This is a genomic window from Rhodoligotrophos appendicifer, assembly GCF_007474605.1.
Lineage (GTDB): Bacteria > Pseudomonadota > Alphaproteobacteria > Rhizobiales > Im1 > Rhodoligotrophos > Rhodoligotrophos appendicifer.
This window is the reverse complement of sequence record NZ_VHKL01000011.1, coordinates 173,932-196,926: the sequence shown is the minus strand read 5'-3', so window position 1 is coordinate 196,926 and position 22,995 is coordinate 173,932. Positions and strand designations below refer to the sequence as shown.

At 63.6% G+C, this 22,995-nt stretch carries 21 protein-coding genes; 13 read left to right on the top strand and 8 right to left on the bottom strand.

Annotation, left to right across the window (positions count from 1 at the left end):
* Window positions 1-27: 27 nt before the first annotated feature.
* The 4 genes from FKM97_RS22790 to FKM97_RS22775 all read right to left on the bottom strand — a co-directional run bounded on the left by FKM97_RS22790 (window position 28) and on the right by FKM97_RS22775 (window position 4,027).
* Window positions 28-360 (bottom strand): NIPSNAP family protein, encoded by a 333-nt coding sequence (locus FKM97_RS22790; RefSeq protein ID WP_144294754.1) that lies wholly within the window; start codon window positions 358-360, stop codon window positions 28-30.
* A 35-nt stretch (window positions 361-395) separates the two neighbouring features.
* Entirely contained in the window at window positions 396-1,376 is a 981-nt protein-coding gene (locus FKM97_RS22785; protein ID WP_170241084.1) for an LLM class flavin-dependent oxidoreductase, read from the bottom strand.
* Between the two features lie 117 nt (window positions 1,377-1,493).
* Window positions 1,494-2,993 (bottom strand): aldehyde dehydrogenase, encoded by a 1,500-nt coding sequence (locus FKM97_RS22780; protein ID WP_144294752.1) that lies wholly within the window; start codon window positions 2,991-2,993, stop codon window positions 1,494-1,496.
* 146 nt (window positions 2,994-3,139) lie between these two features.
* Window positions 3,140-4,027: a LysR family transcriptional regulator gene (locus tag FKM97_RS22775; protein WP_170241083.1), complete on the bottom strand. Its 888-nt coding sequence runs from the start codon at window positions 4,025-4,027 to the stop codon at window positions 3,140-3,142.
* A 341-nt stretch (window positions 4,028-4,368) separates the two neighbouring features.
* On the opposite strand from FKM97_RS22775, the gene FKM97_RS22770 reads away from it, so the two are divergent.
* From FKM97_RS22770 to FKM97_RS22740, 7 genes are all read left to right on the top strand, one after another.
* Window positions 4,369-5,442, top strand: a complete 1,074-nt coding sequence (locus FKM97_RS22770; protein ID WP_144294750.1) for a hypothetical protein — start codon at window positions 4,369-4,371, stop codon at window positions 5,440-5,442.
* Between the two features lie 87 nt (window positions 5,443-5,529).
* The gene (locus FKM97_RS22765; protein WP_246105225.1) at window positions 5,530-6,246 is read left to right on the top strand and encodes a GntR family transcriptional regulator; all 717 of its coding nucleotides are present in this window, start codon (window positions 5,530-5,532) and stop codon (window positions 6,244-6,246) included.
* A 273-nt stretch (window positions 6,247-6,519) separates the two neighbouring features.
* On the top strand, window positions 6,520-7,575 hold the full coding sequence (locus FKM97_RS22760) for an ABC transporter substrate-binding protein (RefSeq protein WP_144294748.1): 1,056 nt from the start codon (window positions 6,520-6,522) through the stop codon (window positions 7,573-7,575).
* A gap of 85 nt (window positions 7,576-7,660) precedes the next feature.
* Complete coding sequence (locus tag FKM97_RS22755; RefSeq protein ID WP_170241082.1) at window positions 7,661-8,788, top strand: ABC transporter ATP-binding protein; 1,128 nt, start codon at window positions 7,661-7,663, stop codon at window positions 8,786-8,788.
* Complete coding sequence (locus FKM97_RS22750; RefSeq protein ID WP_144294746.1) at window positions 8,766-9,644, top strand: ABC transporter permease; 879 nt, start codon at window positions 8,766-8,768, stop codon at window positions 9,642-9,644. The genes FKM97_RS22755 and FKM97_RS22750 overlap by 23 nt, the downstream gene beginning before the upstream one ends.
* Window positions 9,641-10,426: an ABC transporter permease gene (locus tag FKM97_RS22745; RefSeq protein WP_144294745.1), complete on the top strand. Its 786-nt coding sequence runs from the start codon at window positions 9,641-9,643 to the stop codon at window positions 10,424-10,426. The genes FKM97_RS22750 and FKM97_RS22745 overlap by 4 nt, the downstream gene beginning before the upstream one ends.
* Window positions 10,427-10,439: 13 nt before the next feature.
* Window positions 10,440-11,858 carry an amidase gene (locus tag FKM97_RS22740; RefSeq protein WP_144294744.1) on the top strand — a complete coding sequence of 473 codons (1,419 nt, stop codon included), beginning with the start codon at window positions 10,440-10,442 and terminating at the stop codon, window positions 11,856-11,858.
* Here FKM97_RS22740 and FKM97_RS22735 read toward each other — a convergent pair.
* Window positions 11,807-12,784 carry a LysR substrate-binding domain-containing protein gene (locus tag FKM97_RS22735; RefSeq protein WP_144294743.1) on the bottom strand — a complete coding sequence of 326 codons (978 nt, stop codon included), beginning with the start codon at window positions 12,782-12,784 and terminating at the stop codon, window positions 11,807-11,809. The genes FKM97_RS22740 and FKM97_RS22735 overlap by 52 nt on opposite strands.
* Before the next feature lie 145 nt (window positions 12,785-12,929).
* Between FKM97_RS22735 and FKM97_RS22730 the strand changes: the two genes are divergently transcribed.
* From FKM97_RS22730 to FKM97_RS22710, 5 genes are all read left to right on the top strand, one after another.
* Window positions 12,930-14,984, top strand: a complete 2,055-nt coding sequence (locus FKM97_RS22730; protein WP_144294742.1) for a hydantoinase/oxoprolinase family protein — start codon at window positions 12,930-12,932, stop codon at window positions 14,982-14,984.
* Complete coding sequence (locus FKM97_RS22725) at window positions 14,974-16,971, top strand: hydantoinase B/oxoprolinase family protein (protein WP_170241081.1); 1,998 nt, start codon at window positions 14,974-14,976, stop codon at window positions 16,969-16,971. Before FKM97_RS22730 ends, FKM97_RS22725 begins: the two co-directional genes overlap by 11 nt.
* A gap of 95 nt (window positions 16,972-17,066) precedes the next feature.
* The gene (locus FKM97_RS22720; RefSeq protein ID WP_246105224.1) at window positions 17,067-18,011 is read left to right on the top strand and encodes an NAD(P)-dependent oxidoreductase; all 945 of its coding nucleotides are present in this window, start codon (window positions 17,067-17,069) and stop codon (window positions 18,009-18,011) included.
* 37 nt (window positions 18,012-18,048) lie between these two features.
* Window positions 18,049-18,399 carry a RidA family protein gene (locus FKM97_RS22715; protein WP_144294740.1) on the top strand — a complete coding sequence of 117 codons (351 nt, stop codon included), beginning with the start codon at window positions 18,049-18,051 and terminating at the stop codon, window positions 18,397-18,399.
* A gap of 60 nt (window positions 18,400-18,459) precedes the next feature.
* The gene (locus tag FKM97_RS22710) at window positions 18,460-19,218 is read left to right on the top strand and encodes an aspartate/glutamate racemase family protein (protein ID WP_144294739.1); all 759 of its coding nucleotides are present in this window, start codon (window positions 18,460-18,462) and stop codon (window positions 19,216-19,218) included.
* Window positions 19,219-19,227: 9 nt separating this feature from the next.
* On the opposite strand, the gene FKM97_RS22705 is transcribed toward FKM97_RS22710, so the two are convergent.
* Window positions 19,228-20,076, bottom strand: coding sequence for a polysaccharide deacetylase family protein (locus tag FKM97_RS22705; protein WP_144294738.1), 849 nt, complete (start codon window positions 20,074-20,076; stop codon window positions 19,228-19,230).
* Between the two features lie 107 nt (window positions 20,077-20,183).
* Between FKM97_RS22705 and FKM97_RS22700 the strand changes: the two genes are divergently transcribed.
* Window positions 20,184-20,966, top strand: coding sequence for an SDR family NAD(P)-dependent oxidoreductase (locus FKM97_RS22700; RefSeq protein ID WP_144294737.1), 783 nt, complete (start codon window positions 20,184-20,186; stop codon window positions 20,964-20,966).
* A 34-nt stretch (window positions 20,967-21,000) separates the two neighbouring features.
* Here FKM97_RS22700 and FKM97_RS22695 read toward each other — a convergent pair whose 3' ends face one another.
* Window positions 21,001-22,185 carry an MFS transporter gene (locus tag FKM97_RS22695; RefSeq protein ID WP_170241080.1) on the bottom strand — a complete coding sequence of 395 codons (1,185 nt, stop codon included), beginning with the start codon at window positions 22,183-22,185 and terminating at the stop codon, window positions 21,001-21,003.
* A 64-nt stretch (window positions 22,186-22,249) separates the two neighbouring features.
* On the bottom strand, window positions 22,250-22,981 hold the full coding sequence (locus FKM97_RS22690; RefSeq protein WP_246105223.1) for an SDR family NAD(P)-dependent oxidoreductase: 732 nt from the start codon (window positions 22,979-22,981) through the stop codon (window positions 22,250-22,252).
* Window positions 22,982-22,995 lie beyond the last annotated feature (14 nt).

The window sequence follows — 22,995 nt, the reverse complement described above, 5'->3', positions numbered from 1 at the left end:
CTGTCTCCCGGCCTGTTCAGTCCAATCTCACTTCAGCGCGGAATAGGCCGCCGGCTTCAGGAACACGCTGTTGCTCTTGGCCACGATCGGCCCGCCGAACTTGGCGGCGAGCTCGGCCCGTCCCTTCGTCCATTCCGGATCGACCCAGAAGCTGTCCCAGGCCTTCTGGCGAGCCCCCATGTCGGGATAGGCGAGAAGATACATGAGCGCGTTCTCGTCATCGCCCACCGCCGGGTTCCAACAGCCGACCACGGTCATGCCGAGACGTTTGAACACCGGGATCGCCAGGGTCTCCATCAGCTCGTGCAAGTTTGCCATCTTGCCCGGAAAGGCATCGTAGCGGCGCATTTCATAGATCATCGCGAAAGTCCTTCATCAGGTTGGGAATGGGGGCCTCATGCCATTTTCGGCATGATCTCTTCGGAGAATGTCTGCAGCAGCTCCTTGCGCGCCGCGATGGTATCGCCGGGGACATGCAGAATGTTGAAATGCTCGATCCCGGCCTCCTTCACCCGCATCATCCCCTCCAGCACGTCGTCCACCGTGCCGACGAAATTGTGGGCGAGGAAGGCCTCCAGCGGCTGCCGCTTGAGGCGGAACTGCCCGTGGCGGGTGGTCTGGTAGCGGGCGATGGCGTCTTCCCGGGTCTTGCCGAAGAAGACCTCGGCCTCCGCGATGGCATCGACGTCGGCGCGGCTGCGGCCGTATTTCTCCAGATGCGGCTCGAGGGCCTTGAGCCGATCCGGCAGGATGGCGAAGGGGGCGGTCACGCCCAGGCCGAAGCGGGCGATGCGGTCGAGCGCGCCCTCCGCCCGCAACGGGACGTAGATCGGCATCGGCTTCTGTACGGGTTTCGGATAGAGGCTCACGCCCTTGACGGCATAATACTCGCCCTCATGCGTGACGCTCGGCTCGTCGCTGAAGAAGCGCTGAAGGAGCTCGATGGACTCCTCCATCATGTTGCCTCGATGCGCCTTGGGCCGCCGCGGGTTCAGCGCCTCGAATTCGTCCCGGCACATGCCGAGCCCGAGTCCCAGCAGCATCCGCCCCTTGCTGAATTGATCGATGGCGGCCACCTGCTTGGCCAGGATCACCGGCTCGCGGAAGGGCGCCAGGATGAGGCCCGTTCCGAGCTTGATCCGGGAGGTATGCGCCGCGCAGAAGGCGATGGAGATCAGCGGTTCGTACCAGTCGGGCTTCTCGCCCTCGGGGATCCCGTACATGGGTGTCGGGGTGATGAAATCCGTGCCCCACAGGGCGTTGTATCCCATGTCTTCGCAGAACTTGACGATGTCGATCATCTCGTCCGGTGTCGCAAAGCCCGGCGGCACGAAGACGCCCTCCCGGGCATTGGGAAATTCTGTGTCAATCAGCATCGACTCACCTCGATCGACTGCGTATTTCTGCTGCGAGCCGGCAAGCCTCTCCCGTCGGCCGCGGTCCATGCTCCGCAACCCTATTCGGCTGGCCGGCTCTGGCTGTGTCTGAAGTCCTCAGGAAAGGACGATGCAGGACGCCTTCAGTGCGGTATATTTCTCCATCGCATGCAGCGACTTGTCGCGACCCTGGCCCGACTGCTTGAAGCCGCCGAAGGGCGTGGTGATGTCGCCGCCGGAATAGGTGTTCACGTTCACGGCCCCCGCCCTGACGCCGCGCACCACCTTGAAGGCCTTGTTGATGTCCTTGGTCCAGACCGCCGCATAGAGCCCGTAGACCGTGTCATTGGCGATCCGGATGGCCTCGTCCGTATCCTTGAACGAGATCGTCGACATGACCGGGCCGAAGATCTCTTCCTGGGCGATGCGCATGCCATTGTCGACGCCGTCGAAGACGGTGGGCGCGATGTAGAAGCCGCCCGACTCCTCCCGCCGCCTCTCGCCGCCAAGCACGATCTTGGCGCCCGCGGCCTTGCCGTCATCGATATAGCCGAGGATGCGGTTCATCTGCGTGTCGTCCACGACCGCGCCCATCTGGCTGGCCGGATCGAGCGGATCGCCGACGGTGATCGACTGGCCGATCGAGACGATCTTTTCGAGCACCTGGTCCTTGACCGAGGCCTCCACCAGCAACCTCGTGCCGGCATTGCAGGCCTGGCCCTGGTTGAAGAACACGGCCCATGCCGCTGCCGTCGCTGCGGCGTTCACATCCGGCGCGTCACTCATGATGATATGCGGGCTCTTGCCGCCACATTCGAGATTGACGGCCTTCATGTTGGACTCGGCCGAATACTTCATGAACAGCTTGCCGACTTCGGTCGAACCCGTGAAGGCGATGCAGTCGACGTCCGGGTGGCGTCCCAGCGCTTGCCCGGTCGTGGGGCCGTAGCCGGGCAGGACGTTGAACACACCCTCTGGAATGCCCGCCTCCGCGGCAAGCTCCGCGATGCGGATCGCGCTCAACGGCGACTGCTCGGCGGGCTTCAGGATGATGGAGTTGCCGGTGATCAGGGCCGGCGCGACCTTCCAGGACGTCATCATCATGGGAAAGTTCCACGGCACGACGCAGGCGACGACGCCCAGCGGCTCCCGCATCACCAGCACCATGCGGCCCGGATCGCTCGGACAGATCTCGTCATAGATCTTGTCGATGGCTTCCGCATACCAGCGGTAGCAGTTGACGGAACCGGGCAGGTCGATGGTCAGCGCGTCCTTGATCGGTTTTCCCATGTCGAGCACATCGAGCAGGGCGAGCTCACGGGCATTTTTCTCCATGAGATCGGCCCATTTCAACATGATGGCCTTGCGTCGGGCCGGGGCCATGTTGCGCCACACCCCCGTGTCGAAGGCCTTGCGCGCAGCCGCGACCGCGAGATCGACATCCTCTTTGTCGGTCTCCGCTACGCTGGCGATCACCTTGCCGGAAATAGGAGAAACCGTCTCGAATGTCTTGCCCGAGAGCGAATTGACGAACTTGCCGCCGATAAAAGCTTGGGTCCCAAAGCGCAGTGACTTTGAATACGCAAGATTGTCTTCGTATGTTGTCAATGAATTCATCAATCTTGCCCGTCCTAAGGGTTAGAGACAAGAAGATCACCAGATCAGGCGACCGATATTGTGTCCAATTCCTTGCACGGGCCGAACGCGTGCGTACAATGAAAAGATGTCATCAACGCGATCGGAAAAGCCAATAAGTCGCGAACTCAGGCGTGGATCGCCTGTCGGAAGCTGTCATGCTGCAGCTGGATGCCGTCCCGGTGGCGCAAGAGGCTGTCCATGGCTTCCGCGAACCAGTCCTGCTGATGCAGCGCCTCCGTATGGGCGATATAGATCCGGCGGGTCATGAAGCCTGCGTCCTCGACGACGAAGAGCTTTTCCTCATCCAGCAATTCGCGGATCTGTCGCAGCGGGAAATATCCCGACCCACCCCGGGCGAGAATGAAGTCGAGGGCGATCCTGCCATCGGTGAAGCTCACCGGCGGGGTGATTTCATTCGGCATGATGGCTCTGTGTTGATGCTGGAAGTCCTCCCCCCACTGCACATAGACATAATGGGGGTTCCAGCGCTCGGCCCGCCGCGGATAGGTGGACACGAGAATGAAATCCTCATCCATCAGCTCGTGGATGACGATGTCCTTGCGGGGATTGGGTTCATAGAGCAGGGCGGCATCGAGGAAACCCTGCGCGAGCTTTTCCAGCAGCCCCGATGAGGCGCCCACATCCACGTTCAGCGCCACATTGGGCTGCGCCTTCTGCAACTCCAGGAGCCACGGTCCGGCAAAGCCCTCCCACAAGGCGCTGTTGATCCCCACTGAGAACATCACCGACTGGCTGTCGGAAAGCGCCAACTCCTGGCGGGCATGCTGCCAGGTCTGCAACAGGAGCTCCGCGTAAGGCTGGAACTTTCGCCCCGCGACCGTCAGCTCGACGCCCGATTTGTCACGCGTGAAGAGCTGCTGTCCGAGTTGCTCCTCCAGGGCGGCGATCCTGACGGTTACCGTGGATTGCGTGACGCAAAGTCGGTCCGCCGCCTTGTTGAAGTTGCGGGCGTTCAGCAGTTCGAGGAACGTCTTGGCAAGGACGATGTTCATGAGGGCTCCTCCCCGCGGCCCCATCAGACTAGACCCAGCGGCACGATCTTGGAAAGATATCGAAATCCGATCCTCTGGCTCCCTCCAGACTTGTACCCTTGGAATGCCGGGCCCCTTCGCAACGGCGAGATGGATCGCAATAGATCTCCTGAAACAGCTCCCCTGCCCCTCCGTTCCCTTTGCCTTTCAGCGCCGTCCTCGACGATTCACCATCGCCTTTACTTGCGGGGCACCGCACGATGGCAGACATGACTTGGTTGACAAGCAGAGCGGCGCCGTTGCTCTCTTGGCTCTTGCCTCACCCCACGATGCGAAGCACGGACCTGACTGCGGGAGCCTCAATGACGGATACGCTCTTTATTGTTTCCCTGGGTGAACTCAGCACCCATGTTCTTGAAGCGACGGGCCGCAGCGGGATCTTCGATCGGATCGTCGTCGGCAGCCGGTCGCCGGAGAAGGCTCTTGCGAAGATCAACAATGCCTTGGTGGGGTGTGGCATTGACGGCTTCTTCCCCCGTTTCGAAGCCATCGCCTTCGATCTGAACGATCCTGGCAGTGCCCGACAGCTGCGGGCGCTCGATCCGGACATCATCTTCTCCGCCCCCTCCTTGCTGCCGTGGTGGAAACTCGCCGATTGCGGTCCGGTCGCAACGGACGTCCCCTTCGCAGGCTTTGCCAGCATGCATCTGGCCCCGACGGCACAATTGCGCGATCGCATCGGCGAAGCCGGGATCGGAGCGGTCTGGGTGGCGGCCTCGTTTCCCGACGTCGTGAATCCCTGTCTTGCCCGCACAGGCCTGGGCCCCACCTGCGGCATAGGCAACATCCAGGAGCCGATCGCGAAGATCCAGGCCCTGGTTGCCCGGAAGCTTGCCCAACCGCCCAGTGCTCTTGAGATCCGCCTCGTCGCCCAGCACGCCTTTGAATATTGGGTGTTCTCGGAGGCACCTCCCGACGAGCTGCCCCCCTACCTCCTCGATGTCCGGGCGGGCGGTCAGGACCACACAGCCCTCGGCCATTCAGCCCTTCGCGAGCCGTTCCCCTTTCCCTATGATCTTCACTTCAACAGGGTGACGGCGTCTGCGGCGGTGGCCGGATTTCGCGCCCTCACCGCGTCGAGCCCCACGAAGATCCATCTGCCTGGCATTTTCGATCTCGTGGGCGGCTATCCCGTGATCGTCGACAAGGGGCGGATCACGCTCGATCCCCATCCCTGGACTCGAGAACAGGCCGTGGCCACCAACGAGGCGTCGCTGCCTTGGGACGGTATCGAGGGGATGGATGCCGACGGCACGATCTGGTTTACGGAGTGCACCATCGCGGCACTTCGGGCGCTGACGCATGCGACCATCGAGAATGTCGGTGCCGCCTCTGCGCAAGCCCAGGCCGAACGGATCCTCTCGGCACTCAGCTAGTGCTTACAGCGCATGGCGGAATGCAGCAGGCGATGCTACATCGGAATACACTGCCCGAGTTTGCGGCTGCACACACTGAGGATCTCCATGGAAGGCAATTGGGACAGCACCGTCGATCGGACCTACGGCCTGCTCAAATCCATGGCCATAGGCTTTGAGTTCAAGCCGGGCGAGCGGTTGAACGAGGTGACGATCGCGCGCAAGCTCGGGGTCAGCCGTACCCCCTTGCGTGAGGCGCTGAACCGGCTGGCCACCGAAGGCTTTCTTCGTTTCAACCCCGGCAAGGGCTTTTTCTGCCGCGAGCTCGATGCCCGCGAGATCTTTGATCTCTACGAGTTCCGCAAGGCGATCGAGGTGGCGGCAATCAAGCTCGCTCTGCATCGCGCCTCTAAGGCCGACATCACCGACCTCATCGCCTTCCTCGACGAGACGGGCCCCGATGCCGGCGGCCGCTCGATCGTCGAATTGGTCGAGTTGGACGAGATCTTCCACGAGCGCCTGATGGCCATGTCCGAGAACGTCGAAATGCTCCGTGTTCTGCAGAATATCAATGCGCGCATTCGCTTCGTCCGGTGGATCGACATGGACCGCGGCGACCGGCGAAAGACCCAGGCGGAGCATCGCAAGATCCTCACCGCCCTCCTGGCGCGTAAGGAGACGGTCTGCGTCGCCACCCTCGAAAAGCATATCGATCGCCGCCTCGACGAGATCACCTCTGCCATCAAAGAGGGCTATGCCCAGATCTATATGGCCTCCGCCCCCGAAAGGCCCAGCACGGCGGATCTGCTGGGCTCGACCCGCTAGCATCCTCAATCCGGCCCTTTTCAGAGCAGCGTTCCACCGAGCTTTCCGGCGCCACCTGGGACTCGTTGTCGCGGCGTGCACCACCGTCCCGGCCCTTTTCACCCGGATTCCAGCTCCTTTGCATTCGGATGCATCACGACGATGCGGAACGCGGCATGCCGTGCATAAATTGTATGCAGATCGGTACCCAGGGCGATCTTCAGGATTGTTGCACCCTCTCCGAGGCTCCGCTACGAATCGAGCGATGCTGTTCCTGCTGCTCTGGAGGAAGTAATGAACAAGTTCTCGCGTCGAGAGATCATGAAGTTGTTCGGAATGACATCAGCAACCATTGCGCTGATGGAAGCGGGAAGATTGACCCCGGCTCATGCCGCGAGGGACTTTGTCTGGGCAACGACTGGTGGCTCCTGGGGCGAGCATCAGGAAGAGATCTTCGTCAAGGGCGGTGACTTCGCCAAGCTGGCGAATGTGACCCCGACCCATGCGTTTCAGCTGGAGACGATCACCGCCTCCAAGATCATCGCAGCCAATGGCAACACCCCCTATGACGTGAGCAATCACGGCGAGGCGGAAGTGGTCATGCTCAAAGAGGCGGGGCTCGTTCTTCCCTACAACCCGTCTCTCATGCCGAACTATGCGGATGTCTACGACAACGCGAAGATGGGCAATGAGTATGCGTCTACGAATTTCCTTCTGTTCGGACTGGTCTGGAACTCCAAGGAGATCGCCGCGGAGCCGGGCAGCTTCGAAGATCTGATGAAGCCCGAATACAGCGGCCGGGTCGGCATTCCCGCCTATGGCTGGTACGGGATGTACTGGTTGCACGGGGTGAACAAGGCTCTCGGCGGCAACGAGGACAATATCGACCCGGGCATGAAGTTCGTGGCCGACGTCGTCAAGAAGAACAAGGCCATCATCGTCGAGAATGCCGATCACGGTAGAAAGCTGTTCAGCCAGGGTGAGATTGTGATCAATCCCTTCTGGAACGGCATCTCGGCGCAGCTCGCTAAGTCCGGCGTGCCCACGAAATTTGCCACCGTGCCCGGCACCTTGGCACTCGGCACGGGCTTCCTGATCCTCAAGGGCACGCCCTATGAAGAGGCCGCCAACCGCTTCGTCAACCTCTCCCTCGATCCAAAGCTCCAAGTCGAGTTCTCGACCTGGAACCTGTATCCGCCAACCAACAGCAAGGCTGTGCTGCCCCCTGAGCTCGACAGCATCAAGGTGACCGAGGCCCAGCTTGCCAAGACGGTCAAGCTGGACTGGCCCAAGGTCGTGCAGCACAAGGCTGAATATCTGAAGCGGTGGAACGAGGAGGTCCTCGGCTGATCAGATCAATCTCTCCGAGGCCGGGATGGGCAGAACCGGAGGCCGGGCCGCTCACGCCAGGGCCCGTGATGTGAGGAGCGCGCCGATGCTCACCCAGCAGGCGGCCTCGCACAGCGAGCCTGGTGTGGCGCCGGGGACGCCACGGCTCGAAGTCACTGGTCTGGTCCGCCAATACACCAAGGACGTGGCGGTTGGGCCTCTGTCCTTCTCCATCATGGACGGTGAGTTCCTGTCCTTTCTCGGTCCCAGCGGCTGTGGCAAGACCACGGCCCTGAGATGCATCGCCGGTTTTGAGACTGTGGACGCCGGATCGATCGTCCTCGGCGGACGCAGGATCGAGCGCGTGCCGCCGCATAAGCGCGGTGTTGGCCTGGTCTTCCAGACACCGGCCCTGTTTCCCCATTTGACCGTGGCCGAGAACGTGGCCTTCGGCCTTGAGCTGCAGCGGGTCGCGAAACTGGAAATCAAGCGGCGGACCAAGGCGGCGCTGGATCTCGTGGGCCTGACGAGTTTCGGCGACCGGATGCCGAACCAGCTGTCCGGGGGCCAGCAGCAGCGGATCGCGCTGGCACGGTCTCTGATCATGGAGCCGCCGCTCCTACTGCTCGATGAGCCGCTTTCCGCCCTCGATCTGAAGCTCAGGGTTCAGATGCGCGAGGAGCTGCGCAGCCTGCAAAGGCGTCTGAAGAAGACCACGCTCTTCGTCACCCACGACCAGACCGAGGCCCTGGCTTTGTCCGACCGCATCGCGGTTCTGTCGCAGGGCCGCATCGAGCAGGTGGGCACGCCGGAAGAGATCTATCTGAAGCCCGCCTCTCGCTTCGTCGCCGAATTCATCGGCGCTTCCAATCTCATTGAGGCTCGCGTCACGGGCTTCGCCGACGGCATGGCGGAGCTGACGACGCGGACCGGTCTGATCGTCCAGGCTGCGGCCCCGGTCGCACCCGCGAGGGAGAGCGTCACCCTGCTGATCCGACCGGAACGGATCAAGCTGGCTCCGCGGACCGCGAGCGAGCCCCGCCAGGAAAATCTGTTTCCAGCGGAAGTCCGCGACCTGACCTATCTGGGCGAGGATATTCAGCTGCGCGTTCTGATCGGCGGCAACGAATCTCTTTTGGTGGTCCGGAAGTCCGGTGATGAATTCAGCCCCCTGTTGGGCCAGTCCATCAACGTGAGCATAGAGCCCGCGAATGTCTATCTCCTCGCAAGCTGATGCGCCCGGCGCTCTCGCGCGTGTGCCCGCTTGGCTGTGGCTCATCGGCCCCTATGCGCTGTTGCTGATGGTCTTCGTGGCGGCGCCTTTGGCGAACGTGGTGCTGCTGAGCGTCTACACCTATTCGCCGGTGCGGATCTGGACCCCCGACTTCACTTTGGACAACTACCGGCAGATCTTCACGCCCTATTTCGGCGGCATCGCCATCCGCACCCTGCGCATCGGTGCGACCGCGACCTTGGGCTGCGTCCTGCTCGGCTATCCGATCGCCTATTACCTGGCCCGCTGTTCGCGGCGTGCACTGGCCGTCGGCATGTTCATCCTCATCATGCCGCTGATGGTCAGCGCGGTCGTCGGCTCCTTCGGCTGGATCGTCATTCTCGGCCGCAACGGATTGCTCAACGGCGCCCTCGCCGCACTCGGCATCGAGAGTAATGTCACAATCCTCTACACCGAAGCCGCAGTCGTCATTGCCTTGGTGCACTTTCTTCTGCCGTTGATGGTGCTGCCCCTGATGGCCTCCATCGAGAAGATCTCGGTCCGCCTCGAAGAGGCCTCGATCAATCTCGGAGCCTCGCCCGTCTCGACCTTCTTCCGTGTCATCGTTCCCTTAAGTCGCACAGGCCTGACATCCGGCCTGATCCTCTGCTTTTCCATCGCCATCAGCGTCGTAGTGACCGCGGCACTGGTCGGAGGCCGCGCCGGCCGCATGATCGGCAACGAGATCTACGATCAGGTCATCACCGCCTACAACTGGCCCTTCGCCTCCAGCCTCTCCATCGCCCTCATCATCCTCATCGTGATCTCCATGTCGCTTCTGCTGACGATCATGCGCGGGAGGCGAACGGTCCAATGATGGCGCGCAGCTGGCTGCTCAAATCCTTCGTCTACCTGATCTTCCTTCTCATCGTCCTGCCCCTGCTGGTGGTCATCGGCGTCTCGTTCAATCCGACCAGCCGCTTCATCATCACGCCGCTCACCCCGTCCCTGACCTGGTATCGCGAATTCTTCTCGCGGGCGGAATATGTGAACGCCCTGTTCCTGGTGACCTTGCCCCTCGCCACCATCTCGGCCGTGCTGGCGACCGTGATCGGCACGCTGACGGCGATTGCCCTGTCGCGCCTGACCCTCATGGGCAAGTCCCTTCTGGAATCGATCTTCATGATCCCGGTGCTGATCCCGGGGATCCTGCTGGGCGCCGCCCTCTATCTCTTCTTCGCCCGGCTGGAGTCGAACGGCTCCCTGTTTCCCCTGATCATCGGTCACACGCTCATCGGCATCCCCTTCGTCATCAGGATCGTGGTCGCGGGCCTTTCGGGCATCAATCCGTCGATCGAGGAGGCAGCGGTCAATCTGGGCTGCAATCGCGTCCAGGCATTCTGGAAGGTGTCGCTTCCCCTCATCCGATCGAGCCTGGTCTCGGGAGGCGTGTTCGCCTTCATCCTGTCCTTCAGCGACATCAACGTGGCCCTGTTCCTCTCCGGCCCCAGCACGAACACCCTGCCCTTGCACATCTTCTCCGACATCCAGTGGCAGGGAGACCCGACGATCGCCGCCGCCTCGACCATTCAGATCGTCGTGGTGACCTCCCTGATCATCATCGCCAACCGCCTCTCGCGGTCGCGATTGGTGTTATAGGCCGCGGGGCCCCATGGATCTCGCGACAGCACCCTTGAGAGCCATCGCCGAAGCCTTGGAGACTGGCCGGCTCACAACCGCCGACCTCGCCGAGGCCGCCATTGCGGCGCGAGCCTCGTCCCGCTTGGAGGCTTATCTCTCCTGGGCTCCCGATCTCGCCCGTGAAATGGCGCGCGCAGCCGATGACGCCTTTTCGCGCGGAGACCGGCACGGGCTCCTGCAGGGCATTCCGGTCTCGATCAAGGACCTCTTCGGCGTCACCGGTCTGCCGACCTATGGCGGCTCGCCGAAACGGCTGCCGGCCAAGTTCGAGCAGGACGGCCCGATCATAGCCTCCCTGCGATCGCAAATTGCCCTGTTCATGGGTAAGACGCTCACCTCGGAGCTCGGCTTCGGTGTCTGCGGCCACAACATTCATTGGGGCACCCCGCGAAGTCCCTGGGACCCCCACGTGCCGCGTCCGGCCGGCGGATCATCCACGGGCGCCGCCATCAGCGTGATCGAAGGCTCCGCGATGCTGGGCCTCGGCAGCGACACCGGCGGCTCCGCACGCGAGCCGGCCAACATGACCGGCATCGTCGGAGTGAAGCTGACCCATGGCCGATGGTCGGGCGCGGGCCTCGTGCCCCCGGGCCCTCATCTCCATGGACCGGGACTTCTGGCGCGCACCGCCCAAGACGCGGCATTCGCCTTCGCAGCCCTTGATCCGCATCTCGAGGCCTCGCGCTTTGCAGCCCGTAGCGCCGACGCCGAACTCGCCGCCTTCCGCATCGGCGTCCTCGACGACTTTTTCTGGAACGACTGTGATCCGGGGATCGCGGAGGCGGCCGGGACGGCCCTGGATGAGTTGCGTGAAGCGGGCGCGCAGCTCGAAGCATGTTCGCTTCCGGAGGTGGCGGCGCTGCGGGACATCTCTCCGGATTGGGACTGGGGGATCTCCGGTGTGGAGTTCAGCGAATTCCTTCAATCGGAGCTGCCGGAATGGGTCGAGACCCTGCATCCCGGCGCCCGCGCGCAGCTGAGGCTGAGCGAGGACATGAGCGCGATCACCTATCTGAAACGATGCCGGCAGCTCGCTCAGTTGCGTCGGTCCGCCGACCATACGCTGGCTCCCTTCGATGTCGTCGTCTGTCCGACGTCGCCCATGAGCTCGCCTGCCATCGACGCCCTGCTCGATCCCGAGACCTACAAGCGCATCAACCGGATGGCGGTGCGTAACATGAGCCCCGCCAATCTTCTCGATCTGTGCGCCCTGACCATGCCCGTCGGCCTGGACGCAACGGGCATGCCTGTCGGCCTCCACCTCATGGCTCGCAACGGCGAAGATGAAACCTTGCTCATCGTCGCATGCGCCCTCGAGCGCGTGCTCGGCACGGGCCGTCAGAGGCTGGGCGTCCCCCCGCTCTGCGTCAAGCAGCGCCCGTCGCCATAGACCGCCGCTTTCTGCATGAGCAGGTGGCAGTCTTGGGTGGTTGCGGCGGCCTCCCGCAGGATCCAGCGCTGGAATTTCCGGATCGACACCTGCCCGGACCGCGATCGCGGATAGGTCAGGTAGTAATTGAAATCAGACTGGACGGTTCGCGACGAGGGGATGACCAGCCGGCCGGCCGCCAGATCGTCTGCGATCAGAAAGGGATGGACGAGCAGGATCCCCAGGCCGGCAATGGCGGACTGGATGCCGAGCGCGAAATACTCGTAGCGGGAGACGGGCGTACCGCTCAGCTCCGGTCGGCCCGCCGAGCTGAACAGCTTTCGCCAGGCATCCGGAATGGCGAGTTCGAGGAGCGGATAGGTCGCCAGCCTCGCAAGATCGTCGGACCCTGTCCCGGGTTCGATCAGTGTGGGGCTGCAGACCGGCACCAATTCGTCCCCGATCAGCAGGTCGAAGACGGTGTGGGGTGCCGTCGGCTGGCCGAAGAAGATCGCCGCATCGAAATCCGTCGCGGGAAGTCCGACCAGATCCGTCCTGACGCTCAGCCTGAGGTCGATCTCCGGATGATCGCGCGCAAATTCCGACAGGCGGGGCGCGAGCCATCGTGAGCCGAAGGTCGGGAGCGTGACCAATGTCAGGACGCCGTCCTTCTTCTCGCGCGCGCGGAGCCGTGCGGTCGAGGCTTCGATCGCGTCCAGGCTGCCGGTGATTCCGTCGAGATACTGGCGTCCGGCCTCCGTGAGCGAGACACGTTGCTTCGAGCGGTGGAAGAGCAGGCAACCCAGCTCCTCCTCCAAGGCCCGCACATGGCGGCTCACCGCGCTTTGCGTGAGGTTGAGCTCCCCCGATGCGCGGGTGAAGCTCGAGAGGCGGGCAGCACTCTCGAAGGCCTGCAGGGCGCTCAGCGACGGGATGTTTCGTCTCATAGGCTCACACAGGCACCCCTTCTAGAGAGGTCATGAGCATAACTCATGATGTCGGGAGAATATATCGCTATCCCATCCTCTGCTGCGCCGCAACAATCGGCGCACACGCTTGAGAGCCGGCCGACGCAACGCTTGAGGAAGGTCCATGACGGATTACAGGGTGGGAATCGATATCGGCGGAACCTTCACGGACTTCTACGTTCTGGATGATGCGACGGGCGAGATCAGCAATCTGAAGACGTCGTCGACGCCGGCAAAGCCCGAAGAGGCGATTTTCAACGGTATCCGCGAGGTCTCCGAGAAGTTCGGGGTCGACCCCGCCAATGTCAAATACTTCATCCACGGAACCACGCTTGCGGTGAACACCATCATCCAGCGCAATGGCTTGAAGACCGCGCTCCTCGTCACGGAGGGATTTCGCGACATCTTGAATATCGGCAGACATCGCATCCCGGATGTCTTCAACTTCTTCACCGATGTCTCCCCGCCCTTGGTGCCGCGGTCGGAGACCTACGAGATCCCGGAGCGTTCCTTGAGCGATGGGACGATCTTCAAGCCGGTGGATGAGGAGGCGGTGCGGGCTGCGGCGCGCGCGATCCTGGCCGGCGGCGTCGAGGCGGTCGCCATCTGCTTTCTTCACAGCTATCGAAACGGCGCCAACGAAGAGGTCGCCCGGGCCATTCTCGAGGCCGAGGCGCCCGGCGTCTACATCTCTGTCTCCTCCGACATCTGGCCTCAGATGCGCGAATATGAGCGCGCCCTTGCGGCCGTCATGAACGCCTATGTCGGACAGCGCATGCGGCGCTATTTTCGCGACCTTGAGACGGGTGTGCGCAGCCTGGGCATCGCCGCACCGGTTCTGTCCACCAAATCCAATGGCGGGATCATGCCCGCCTCGGAGGCGGGAGCGCGACCGGTTGAAACCCTTCTGTCGGGCCCCGCATCCGGCGTGATCGGCGCGGCCTTTGTCGGCGCCACCAGCGGCCACGACCACCTCATCACCTTCGACATGGGCGGCACCAGCGCCGATGTCGCCGTCATCGAGGGAACCCCCCGCTACTCGACCGAGAGCGAGGTGGGCGGGCTGCCGGTGATCCTGCCCGCCGTCGACGTGACCTCCATCGGTGCGGGCGGCGGATCGATCGCCTGGACGGATGCGAGCGGTGTCCTGAAGGTCGGCCCGCGCAGCGCAGGAGCAGCCCCCGGTCCCGTGTGCTACGGCCGCGGCGGCAAGGAGCCCACGGTCACCGACGCCTATGTCTGCCTCGGGCTCATCGATCCGAAAGCCTTTCTCGGCGGCACGGTGGCGCTGGAGCAGTCCTTGGCCGAAGCCGCGCTGACCGAGTTGGGCAAGCGCCTCGGCCTCGGCATGCGCGAAAGTGCCGAGGCGGTGCTTCGGGTGGCCACGTCGCAGATGTACTCGGCTCTGGTGCCCCTGCTGGCGCGCAAGGGCATCGACTATGAGGATTACACCCTCCTCGCCTTTGGCGGGGGCGGTCCCTGCCATGCCTTCATGCTGGCGCAGGATGTCGGCATCAGCCGGGTGATGATCCCCCTCTATCCCGGCACCCTATGCGCGGCCGGATCCCTGGCGGCCGACGTCCGCAAGGACCTGGTACAGACCATCCATCGGCAGCTCAAATCGCCCGAAAGCGTGCTCGCGCAGATCGAGGAGGCCATGGAGAGACTGTCGCACGAGGGCGGTTCCTGGCTCGATACGCTGGGCCTCGCATTCCTGGAGCGCCGGATCGAATGCACCGCCGAAATGCGCTATGTCGGCCAATCCTTCGAACTCGCCGTGACCATCACCCCCACGATCGTCGCCGACCGGAGCGGGGCCGCCTTGCGCGAGAAATTCCACGAGCTCTATCGGCAGGTCTACAGCTACACCGATGAGACCGCGGAGGTCGAGATTCTCGACATTCGCGTCACCGTGATCGGCGTCAATCCGAAGCCGCGCATGGCTCACTTCTCCGTCTCGACCGACACGCCGCCCTCCATGAGCGAGCGCGACATCTATTTCGATGGAACGACCTGGAAAGCGAAAGTCTACCAGCGCGGAGAGCTGCCTCCGGGCTTCGCCTTCGATGGTCCGGCCATCGTCGAGCAATATGACACGACCGTCTTCGTGACGCCCGGCTTCCGGGTGAATGTCGATCGTTACGGAAATCTCGTCGGGGAGGCCACCCATGTCGACTGACAAGGTCCAGCTGGAAATCTTCAACAATCATTTCAACGGCATCGTCGAAGAGATGGGCTATGTCATCCATCGCGCCGCCTATACTGTCTTCGTGAAGGAAACCTGGGATTTCGACACCTCTCTGATCACCAAGGAGGGCGAGATCTTCTGCCATCCCCGCAACATCGGGGTCGGCAACATGATCGGCATCGACATGGGGCCGGCGATCGCCTGTATCGACACCTATGAGCCCGGCGACATCATCGTCACCAACGACCCCAAGACGACCCAGGGCATGTGCACGCATATGCCCGACATCATGCTGTTCAAGCCGCTCTTCTACGAAGACAGGCTCCTCTGTTTCGCCTGGTGCTTCGTGCACTCCTCCGACGTGGGCGGCCTCGTCCCTGGCAGCATCTCGCCGGCGGCCTTCGACCGTTATCAGGAAGGGATCTGCATCCCGCCCACGAAGCTTTACAGCCGCGGCGTGCTCAACGAGGGCCTGCGCGACCTGATCCTCGCGAACTGCCGCATTCCGGAGCAGAACTGGGGCGACATGCGCGCCCTCCTCGCCTCCCTGACGATCTGCGAGCGCCGCATGGGCCATCTCGTCTCCCGTTACGGCTTCGATGCGGTGGATGACGGCATCTATTCGCTGCTCGATTACGGCGAGAGCCGCGCCCGCGAAATTCTCTCGAAGATCCCCGACGGCGAATACGACTTCCATGATTATGTCGAGGTCGACTACGTCTCGCCCTACCATGTGCGGCTCAACGTCAAGCTGATCGTCGCCGGCGACAGCGTCACTCTGGATTTCAGCGGCACAGATCCGCAAGTCCGGGCGGCTCTGAACATCCCGAGCTTCGGCAGGCCCAACCAGTGGCTGGTGCTCGCCATTGTGAACTTTCTGCGGACCACCGATCCGAGCCTGCCGCTGAACCGCGGCATCTTGCGGTCGACCTCCGTCAAGGCCCCGCCGGGCAGCGTCCTCAATCCGACCGCCACCGCGGCGACCGGCGTCCGCCACACCACGGGTTACCGGGTTGCCGACGCGGTGCTCGGCGCGCTCAGCCAGGCCGTGCCGGATGCCATACCGGCAGCCGGCGCCGGCCAGGTTGCGATCGTCTTGTTCTCCCATCTCGATCCGTCCACGGGCAATTACATGGTCAGCGTTCTGCAGCCCATGCAGGGCGGCTCGGGCGCCCGGCCGATCAAGGATGGAATCGACGGCGTGAACTTCTCGGCCGGCACGCTGCGCAATGTTCCGACCGAATCCATCGAGCTCGAGGCCCCGGTATTCGTCACCAAATACATGCTCATGGATGAGGCCGCCGCAGGCCAGTATCGTGGCGGAACCGGGGTCGTGCTGGAGTTCAAATGCCTGGCCTCGGAGGCCATCGTCACGGCCCGCGGCATGGATCGCTTCAAGCTGCGCCCCTATGGCCGCAAAGGGGCGGAGGCGGGGACGCTCGGCTCCTGCATCCTGGATCCCGGAACGCCGAAGGAGCGCCAGATCTCCAAGATCGAGGTCCTGAAGCTCGAACGCGGCGACGTTGTGCGCATCTATTCTCCCGGCGGCGGAGGCTATGGCGAGCCTCGCGATCGCGAACCCGCCAAGGTCCTCCACGACGTGGTCAACAGCTTCGTCACCCCCGCTGCCGCCGAGGAGATCTATGGCGTGGTCCTATCCGATGGGGCGGTTGACGACACCCGCACGGAAGCGGCCCGACACCGCCTGAATGAGGCGCCCCGGGGGGCGGAATTCTCCTTTGGCAAGGAACGGATCGCCTATGAGCAGGTGCTGACCCCAGCGTTCCAGGATCTGGTCGCAGCCCTTCTCGCGGATCGGCCTGCCTCGGTTCGTCAATATGCGCGGGGGAGGCTCTACGGCATGATCGAGCGTGACCCCGATATTCTCCGCTTGTCGGATGGCGACCTGAAGTCGCGGGTGCAGGGCGAACTGGAGCGTGTCTTGTCCACGGGCGCTGCGGCAGTGGCCTTCACCTGAAACTGGCAACGCGGGCTTTTCCTGTATACAGGTCGTAATTCTTCTTTGAACTTCGTATTGCGCCGCGATATCCTCAGCTCCGCTTCGAGGGGAAGTTGTCCGTCTGTTTGCGCGAGGTGATCTTGCTACGTGTAGTGTTTGTGGATGCCAATGAAACTCTCGCGGCGGTCGCCGAACGGGTCGTTCAGTTGGAGGGGCTTGAGTTCTCCATCAATCGCGATCCCGGAATAAAGCCCGATTCTCTGCCGGAGCTGCTGAAGGGTGCGTCGGTCGCGATCATCGATCACACCGCCCTCTCCCGGGAGATCGCGGAGAAATGCACCGACCTGCGCCATGTGGTGTTCCTCGGCACCGGCGCGCGCAGCTACATGAACCCCGAGGAACTGCAGGCGATCGGCATCACCGTTCACACCATCAAAGGCTACGGCGACACGGCCGTCGCCGAATTCGCCATCTCTCTGATGTGGGCGGCGGCCAAAGGTCTGGCCACTATGGATCGCGGGATCCGGGAAGGCCGGTGGCTGCGCACCAACGGCCTGCAATTGACCGGCAAGACCCTGGGCCTGGTCGGCTTCGGCGGCATTGCCACTGAGTGTTCTCGCTTGGCTTTGGGCATCGGCATGAAGGTCGTGGCCTGGAACCGCACCCCCAGGTCTCATCCCGGCGTGGACTTTCTGGACGTGCCGGACCTGCTTGCTCAGAGCGATGTCGTCTCGCTCCATCTGCTCCTCACCGACGAGACGCGGGGCTTCATGTCCCGCGAGCGCCTGAAGGCTATGAAGCCCGGCGCCATTCTCGTGAACACGGCGCGCGGCGCCTTGATCGACGATGAGGCCTTGATCGAGGCGCTGACGCACGGCCCCCTCGCTCATGCCGCCATGGATGTCTTCGACACCGAGCCTCTGCCGGCCGGCCATCCGTTCACGCGGCTTGAGAACGTGACCCTTTCGGCCCATTCTGCCTTCCGCACGCCGGAAGCCAGCGACAATCTTCTCGCGGCGGCGCGCGACCACTGTCGCCGCATCATGGCCGCGTCGTAATCGCAACCGAGCCTGCCTCAGATCCCGGAGCAAAATTGTGCCTGACATCCAACGATTCGATCAGAATACGCGCCGCAGCCGCGCCGTGGTCCATGGCGATACGATCTACCTTGCCGGCCAGGTCGCCGACGACAAGACAGCCGATATCGCAGAGCAGACCCGGCAGACGTTGGCCAAGGTGGACGCGTTGCTGGCATCGACCGGCTCCGACAAATCCCGCCTGCTGAGCGCCCAGATCTGGCTCAGCACCATGGACCATTTCGCCGCCATGAACGCGGTCTGGGATGCTTGGGTTGTGCCGGGCGCGACGCCCACCCGCTGCTGCGGCAAGGTCGAGCTCGCTGATCCCGACCTTCTGGTCGAGATCGTCGTGGTCGCGGCCCGCTGAGCTCGCACCAAGCCTCGACCGGATCCGAGTGTGACCGGTCTCAGCGATGAGGGGAGCAAGATGTCAGACCACCACGCCGGATCCTCGCTCACCTCCATGGCTCGGGGCGGCAAGGCCGTCTATGGAGCCCCGTTGGGCATTCTCATGCTGGATGCCCGCTTTCCGCGCATCCCCGGCGATATGGGCAACGCGCAGACCTGGCCGTTTCCCGTCTTGTACAGCGTGGTCCGCGGTGCCAGCCCTGAAAAAGTGGTTCTCCGCCAAGGCCATGGCCTCCTCCCGGACTTCTTGGAGGCCGCGGAGGGCCTGGTCGCCCTGGGCGCCGAGGCCATCACCACCAATTGCGGCTTCCTGTCTCTGTTCCAGCGGGAGATTTCCGCCCATGTCCGGGTCCCCGTGGCGACCTCCGCATTGATGCAGGTCCCCTGGATTCAGGCGACCCTCCCCCCGGGCCAGCGCGTGGGCATCATCACCATAAGCGCGGCGACCCTCACGCCCGATCATCTGGCAGCCGCGGGCGTACCGTCGGACACGCCGATCGCCGGCACCGAGCAGGGCCGCGAGTTCTTTCGCGTCCTCATCAAGGCCGAGAAGACGGATCTGGACATCGATCTGGCGCGCCAGGACATTCTCGACGCCGGCCGCGCGCTCGTGTCGCGGGACCCGACGATCGGTGCGATCGTGCTGGAATGCACCAACATGCCGCCTTATGCGGCTGCTCTTCGCGAAGATCTCGGGCTGCCGATTTACGACATCTATTCCATGATCACCTGGTTTCACGCCGGCCTGCGCCCCCGCGCCTGGCCGCGCGGGATCTGATCTCCTGCGTCACGGCGTCGGGCGCACGGGGATCTTCCTCGCCTCGAACGGCGGCTCCTGCGCGACGAACCACTCCGCCACCTCGGTCCCCTCGGCGAAGTGAACATCCGGAAACCTCCGGGCGTGCTGGATGAAGCGGCGCAGCAGCTCGAGCCGCGAGGGTCGTCCCGTGACCTGCGGATGCATCACCAGATTGACGATCCCGCCCCACCGGTAGATCGCATCGAACTCGTCGCTCCAGACCTTCAGGATATGATCATTGGTGAAGATCGGCCGCGGATTCTTGATGCTGAACAACGCATAGGGCGCATCGTCGAGCGACCAGCTCCACGGGATCTCCACGACACCCGGAATGCCGCCGCGCAGCGTCATCCGATAGGGAAAGACATCGTCCAGCATGGAGCTGTCATAGAGGAAGCCCTTCTCCTTCAGGAGTTCCGCCACGTGATAGCCGGTCTCGCCCGCCGGTGATCGGTATCCCTTGGGAACCACACCCACCATCCGCTTCAGTGCCTCGAGCCCCTTCTCGATCGCTTCCCGTTCCCGGTCGGGCTCCGAGGGATCGATCCACTCATGCAGATAGCCGTGATGTCCGACCTCATGGCCCGCGGCGACGATCGCCTCCACCTTCTCCTGGTGGAATTCCGCGACCCAGCCGGGAACGAAGAACGTGGCCGGCAGGTCCTCCTCCTTCAGCAGCTCGAGGATCCGCGGCACGCCCACCCTTGCCCCATAGGCACCTTGCGAGAGGACGCCCGGCCGATCCCAATTGGTGGCATCGCGGCCCAGCCAAAGCGTTTCGGCATCGAAATCGAAGGTCAGCATGACCACGCATTTCGCACCATTCATCCAGCTCATCTGCGTTATCCTTGCCTGCCCCGCGACCGGCGCTCCTGAAAGATCTGTTCATTCACGGAAATTGAAATACGCTACCATCGTCCTGGTGACCAGCGAGGTGTCCTGCGTTGACTGAGAAGCAATTAGCCATCGTGACGGGTGGGGCGGGGGGCATCGGGTTTGCCACGGCCGCAAGACTGACCGCCCGGAACGTGGATGTCCTCATTGTCGACCGCGACTCCGATGCTCTGGAAACCGCGGGCCGGAAGCTCGCCGGCGGGCCGGGCGAGATCATGACGCAGCTCGTGGATGTGACGCGGCCGGCCGATGTCACGGCCTGCGTCGACGCTGTGCTGGCGAAGTTCGGCCGCATCGACATCCTGGTGAATATTGCGGGCGGCGCGGGCCCCCGCAAAGCCTATCAGATCGACGACATCGACATCGATGTCTGGGATCATGTGATCGAGCTCAACCTCAAGAGCACCTTCCTGTTCTGCCGCGCCGTCATGCCGACCATGCGCGAGCGCAATTACGGTCGGATCGTCAACCTGTCCTCCGTCATCGCCTATGGTGAGAAGGGTGTGCCCACCACCGTCACCGCCCGCCTGCCCTATGCGACGGCCAAGGCCGCGCTCATCGGCTTCACGGCGCAGCTTGCCAAGGACGTGGCTGCCCATGGCATCACGGTGAACACCCTCTCCCCCGGACTGATCCTGGGCGATCCGGGCACCCGCATCCGCGATCGGTTCGATACCCTGCCCGAAACCGAGCGGGCCCGCATGCTCGCCGCCTATCCCATTGCCCGCCCGGGCTCTCCCGACGAGGTGGCGGCGGCCATCGAGTTCCTGGTCTCGGAAGCCGCCAGCTATGTGTCCGGCGTGGATCTCCCGATCGACGGAGCCTATTCCTGACCTCACCGCCCGTACCTCCATACGGTATCCTCGGTCAGCGCTGACCGGACTTCACCAGCGAGAAGGCAGCGCACAGGGCGGTGATGACGCCCATGGCGATGAACCCCGCCCGCTGCGTGTCTGCGGCCGCGGCGATGGCGGTGAACAGGAGCGGGCCCACCACCACTCCGGCATAATTGGCGCTCATCACGCCGCTTGTCAGCCGGCCGATTTGCCCCGGCGGAGCCAATCGCGCCACCTCGGCCAGGAGCACCCCGTTCCACCCCATGGCGGTGGCTCCATAGAGGAAGGCCACCGCGAGGACCGCGGCCATCGGCCAGTCCGCCGTAAAGCTCGCGACGCCCAGTGCGGTCGCCGCCATGGCGAAGCCGAGAAACGCCATGACGGCCCGCGGCGAGAAGAACCGGTCCGCCACATAGCCCCAGAACAATCGCCCGACGATGCTGGCGGCTTGGCTCACGCCGAAGATGAAACCGGCCGAGGCGAGATCGAGCTCGACCGCATGCACCAGATAGACCGTGAGGAAGGCGCCCAGGCACAGCTGCATCGCGCCATAGGAGGACGACATGATCACCAGGCGCCGGAGCGGGGGAAGCGCGGTGACCGCCTTGATGGGTCCCAGCATGCCGGCGGAGCGGATCGGCACGGCATCGCGGTCGAGCCACGGAACCGAAGACCCGAGCAAGAGCAGCAGGACGGCACAGCTGACTGAGACGATGCTGACCGTGCTCCACCACCCCCCGGTCAGCCCCACCAGAAGCGGAAGGGAGAGCCCGGCAAGGGCGCCCCCGAGCGGAGCCCCCGACTGCTTCAGGGAGAAGATCAGGTTCGCATAGCGGCTCGGCGTCCGCGCCGACAGGATCTGTGAGGTCGCCGGCACGACGGGACCATAGCCGACCCCGATCAGGACGGCCGCCACCATGAAGATGGGCAGGCTCGCCCCCAGCAGCAGGGCGAACCCCACGGTGCTGACGGCGACGCAGATCAGGCTGCGCAACATCGGCCGCGCCCGTGACAGCAGCGGATCGCCGATGATGCAGATCGCCAGGGCAGCGGAATACATGAGGGCGGGATAATAGCCGATGCTGTCTGGATCGATGGCCAGGTCTGCGGCGATCGCCGGAGCGAGCACCGGAACCCCGAGAGCGAGGAAGGAGCTCAACACCTGCACGGCCGTCGTCAGCCCCAGAGTGGTGAGAACGGCGGACCGCGCCATCATCTGCGGCTCCGCCGCCTTTGCCGTCATGCTGTACCGTGGAAAATCAAGCTCGAGTCCCGCAGCGTTAGTGGAAGCTTCGCCCTCCGTCGACGGCAAGCGCCGTGCCGGTGATATAGGACGACTCCGCACTGGAGAGAAACACCACCGCCGCGGCGATCTCGTCGGGTCGCGCCGCCCGTTTGATCACATAGCGGTCCTTGATCCGGGCCAGCTCGGCGTGTGGGTCGGCCGCCTGTTCGAACGAGGCGTGGAACAGGGGAGTATCGACGATCCCCGGGCAGATGACATTCGCGCGGATATCATCGCCGGCGAGGTCGGCCGCCAGGGTCTTGGTGAACATCACCAGGCCCGCCTTCGACGCGCAATAGGCCGTCCTGTGTTCGAGAGGACGCAATCCCGCCGCCGACGAGATGTTGACGATCGTCCCCGCTCCCGCCTGCTTCAGATGCGGCAGCGCGGCCTTGCACACATGAAACGGCCCGTTGAGGTTGACCGCCATGATCCGGTGCCAATCGGCCGACGCCATCTCGGAGAACTGCCGGATGAAATCGATGCCTGCCGAGTTGACGACGCCGTCCAGCCCGCCGAGACCCTTGGCGAGGATCTCGACCGCGTCCATGACGTCATCCTCTCGGCTCACATCGGCCACCGCGGCAATGCTTCCCGCCGTCATCTCCATGGGCTTCAGATCGATCGCGCCGACGCGCGCACCTTCCCGCTGCAGCATGTGCATCGCGGCGAGCCCGATCCCCGAACCGGCTCCCGTGATCAGGATACGTCGCCCTTCAAGTCTCACGCGGATCTCCTCAA

Bases quoted from the DNA above. Each gene is read 5' to 3' on its own strand.
- FKM97_RS22750 (WP_144294746.1), top strand. From the start codon at position 8,766: ATGTCTATCTCCTCGCAAGCTGATGCGCCCGGCGCTCTCGCGCGTGTG.
- FKM97_RS22790 (WP_144294754.1), bottom strand. From the start codon at position 360: ATGATCTATGAAATGCGCCGCTACGATGCCTTTCCGGGCAAGATGGCA.
- FKM97_RS22765 (WP_246105225.1), top strand. From the start codon at position 5,530: ATGGAAGGCAATTGGGACAGCACCGTCGATCGGACCTACGGCCTGCTC.
- FKM97_RS22735 (WP_144294743.1), bottom strand. From the start codon at position 12,784: ATGAGACGAAACATCCCGTCGCTGAGCGCCCTGCAGGCCTTCGAGAGT.
- FKM97_RS22785 (WP_170241084.1), bottom strand. From the start codon at position 1,376: ATGCTGATTGACACAGAATTTCCCAATGCCCGGGAGGGCGTCTTCGTG.
- FKM97_RS22740 (WP_144294744.1), top strand. From the start codon at position 10,440: ATGGATCTCGCGACAGCACCCTTGAGAGCCATCGCCGAAGCCTTGGAG.
- FKM97_RS22695 (WP_170241080.1), bottom strand. From the start codon at position 22,185: ATGATGGCGCGGTCCGCCGTTCTCACCACTCTGGGGCTGACGACGGCC.
- FKM97_RS22730 (WP_144294742.1), top strand. From the start codon at position 12,930: ATGACGGATTACAGGGTGGGAATCGATATCGGCGGAACCTTCACGGAC.
- FKM97_RS22745 (WP_144294745.1), top strand. From the start codon at position 9,641: ATGATGGCGCGCAGCTGGCTGCTCAAATCCTTCGTCTACCTGATCTTC.
- FKM97_RS22710 (WP_144294739.1), top strand. From the start codon at position 18,460: ATGTCAGACCACCACGCCGGATCCTCGCTCACCTCCATGGCTCGGGGC.
- FKM97_RS22770 (WP_144294750.1), top strand. From the start codon at position 4,369: ATGACGGATACGCTCTTTATTGTTTCCCTGGGTGAACTCAGCACCCAT.
- FKM97_RS22775 (WP_170241083.1), bottom strand. From the start codon at position 4,027: ATGAACATCGTCCTTGCCAAGACGTTCCTCGAACTGCTGAACGCCCGC.
- FKM97_RS22780 (WP_144294752.1), bottom strand. From the start codon at position 2,993: ATGAATTCATTGACAACATACGAAGACAATCTTGCGTATTCAAAGTCA.
- FKM97_RS22725 (WP_170241081.1), top strand. From the start codon at position 14,974: ATGTCGACTGACAAGGTCCAGCTGGAAATCTTCAACAATCATTTCAAC.
- FKM97_RS22705 (WP_144294738.1), bottom strand. From the start codon at position 20,076: ATGAGCTGGATGAATGGTGCGAAATGCGTGGTCATGCTGACCTTCGAT.
- FKM97_RS22755 (WP_170241082.1), top strand. From the start codon at position 7,661: ATGCTCACCCAGCAGGCGGCCTCGCACAGCGAGCCTGGTGTGGCGCCG.
- FKM97_RS22760 (WP_144294748.1), top strand. From the start codon at position 6,520: ATGAACAAGTTCTCGCGTCGAGAGATCATGAAGTTGTTCGGAATGACA.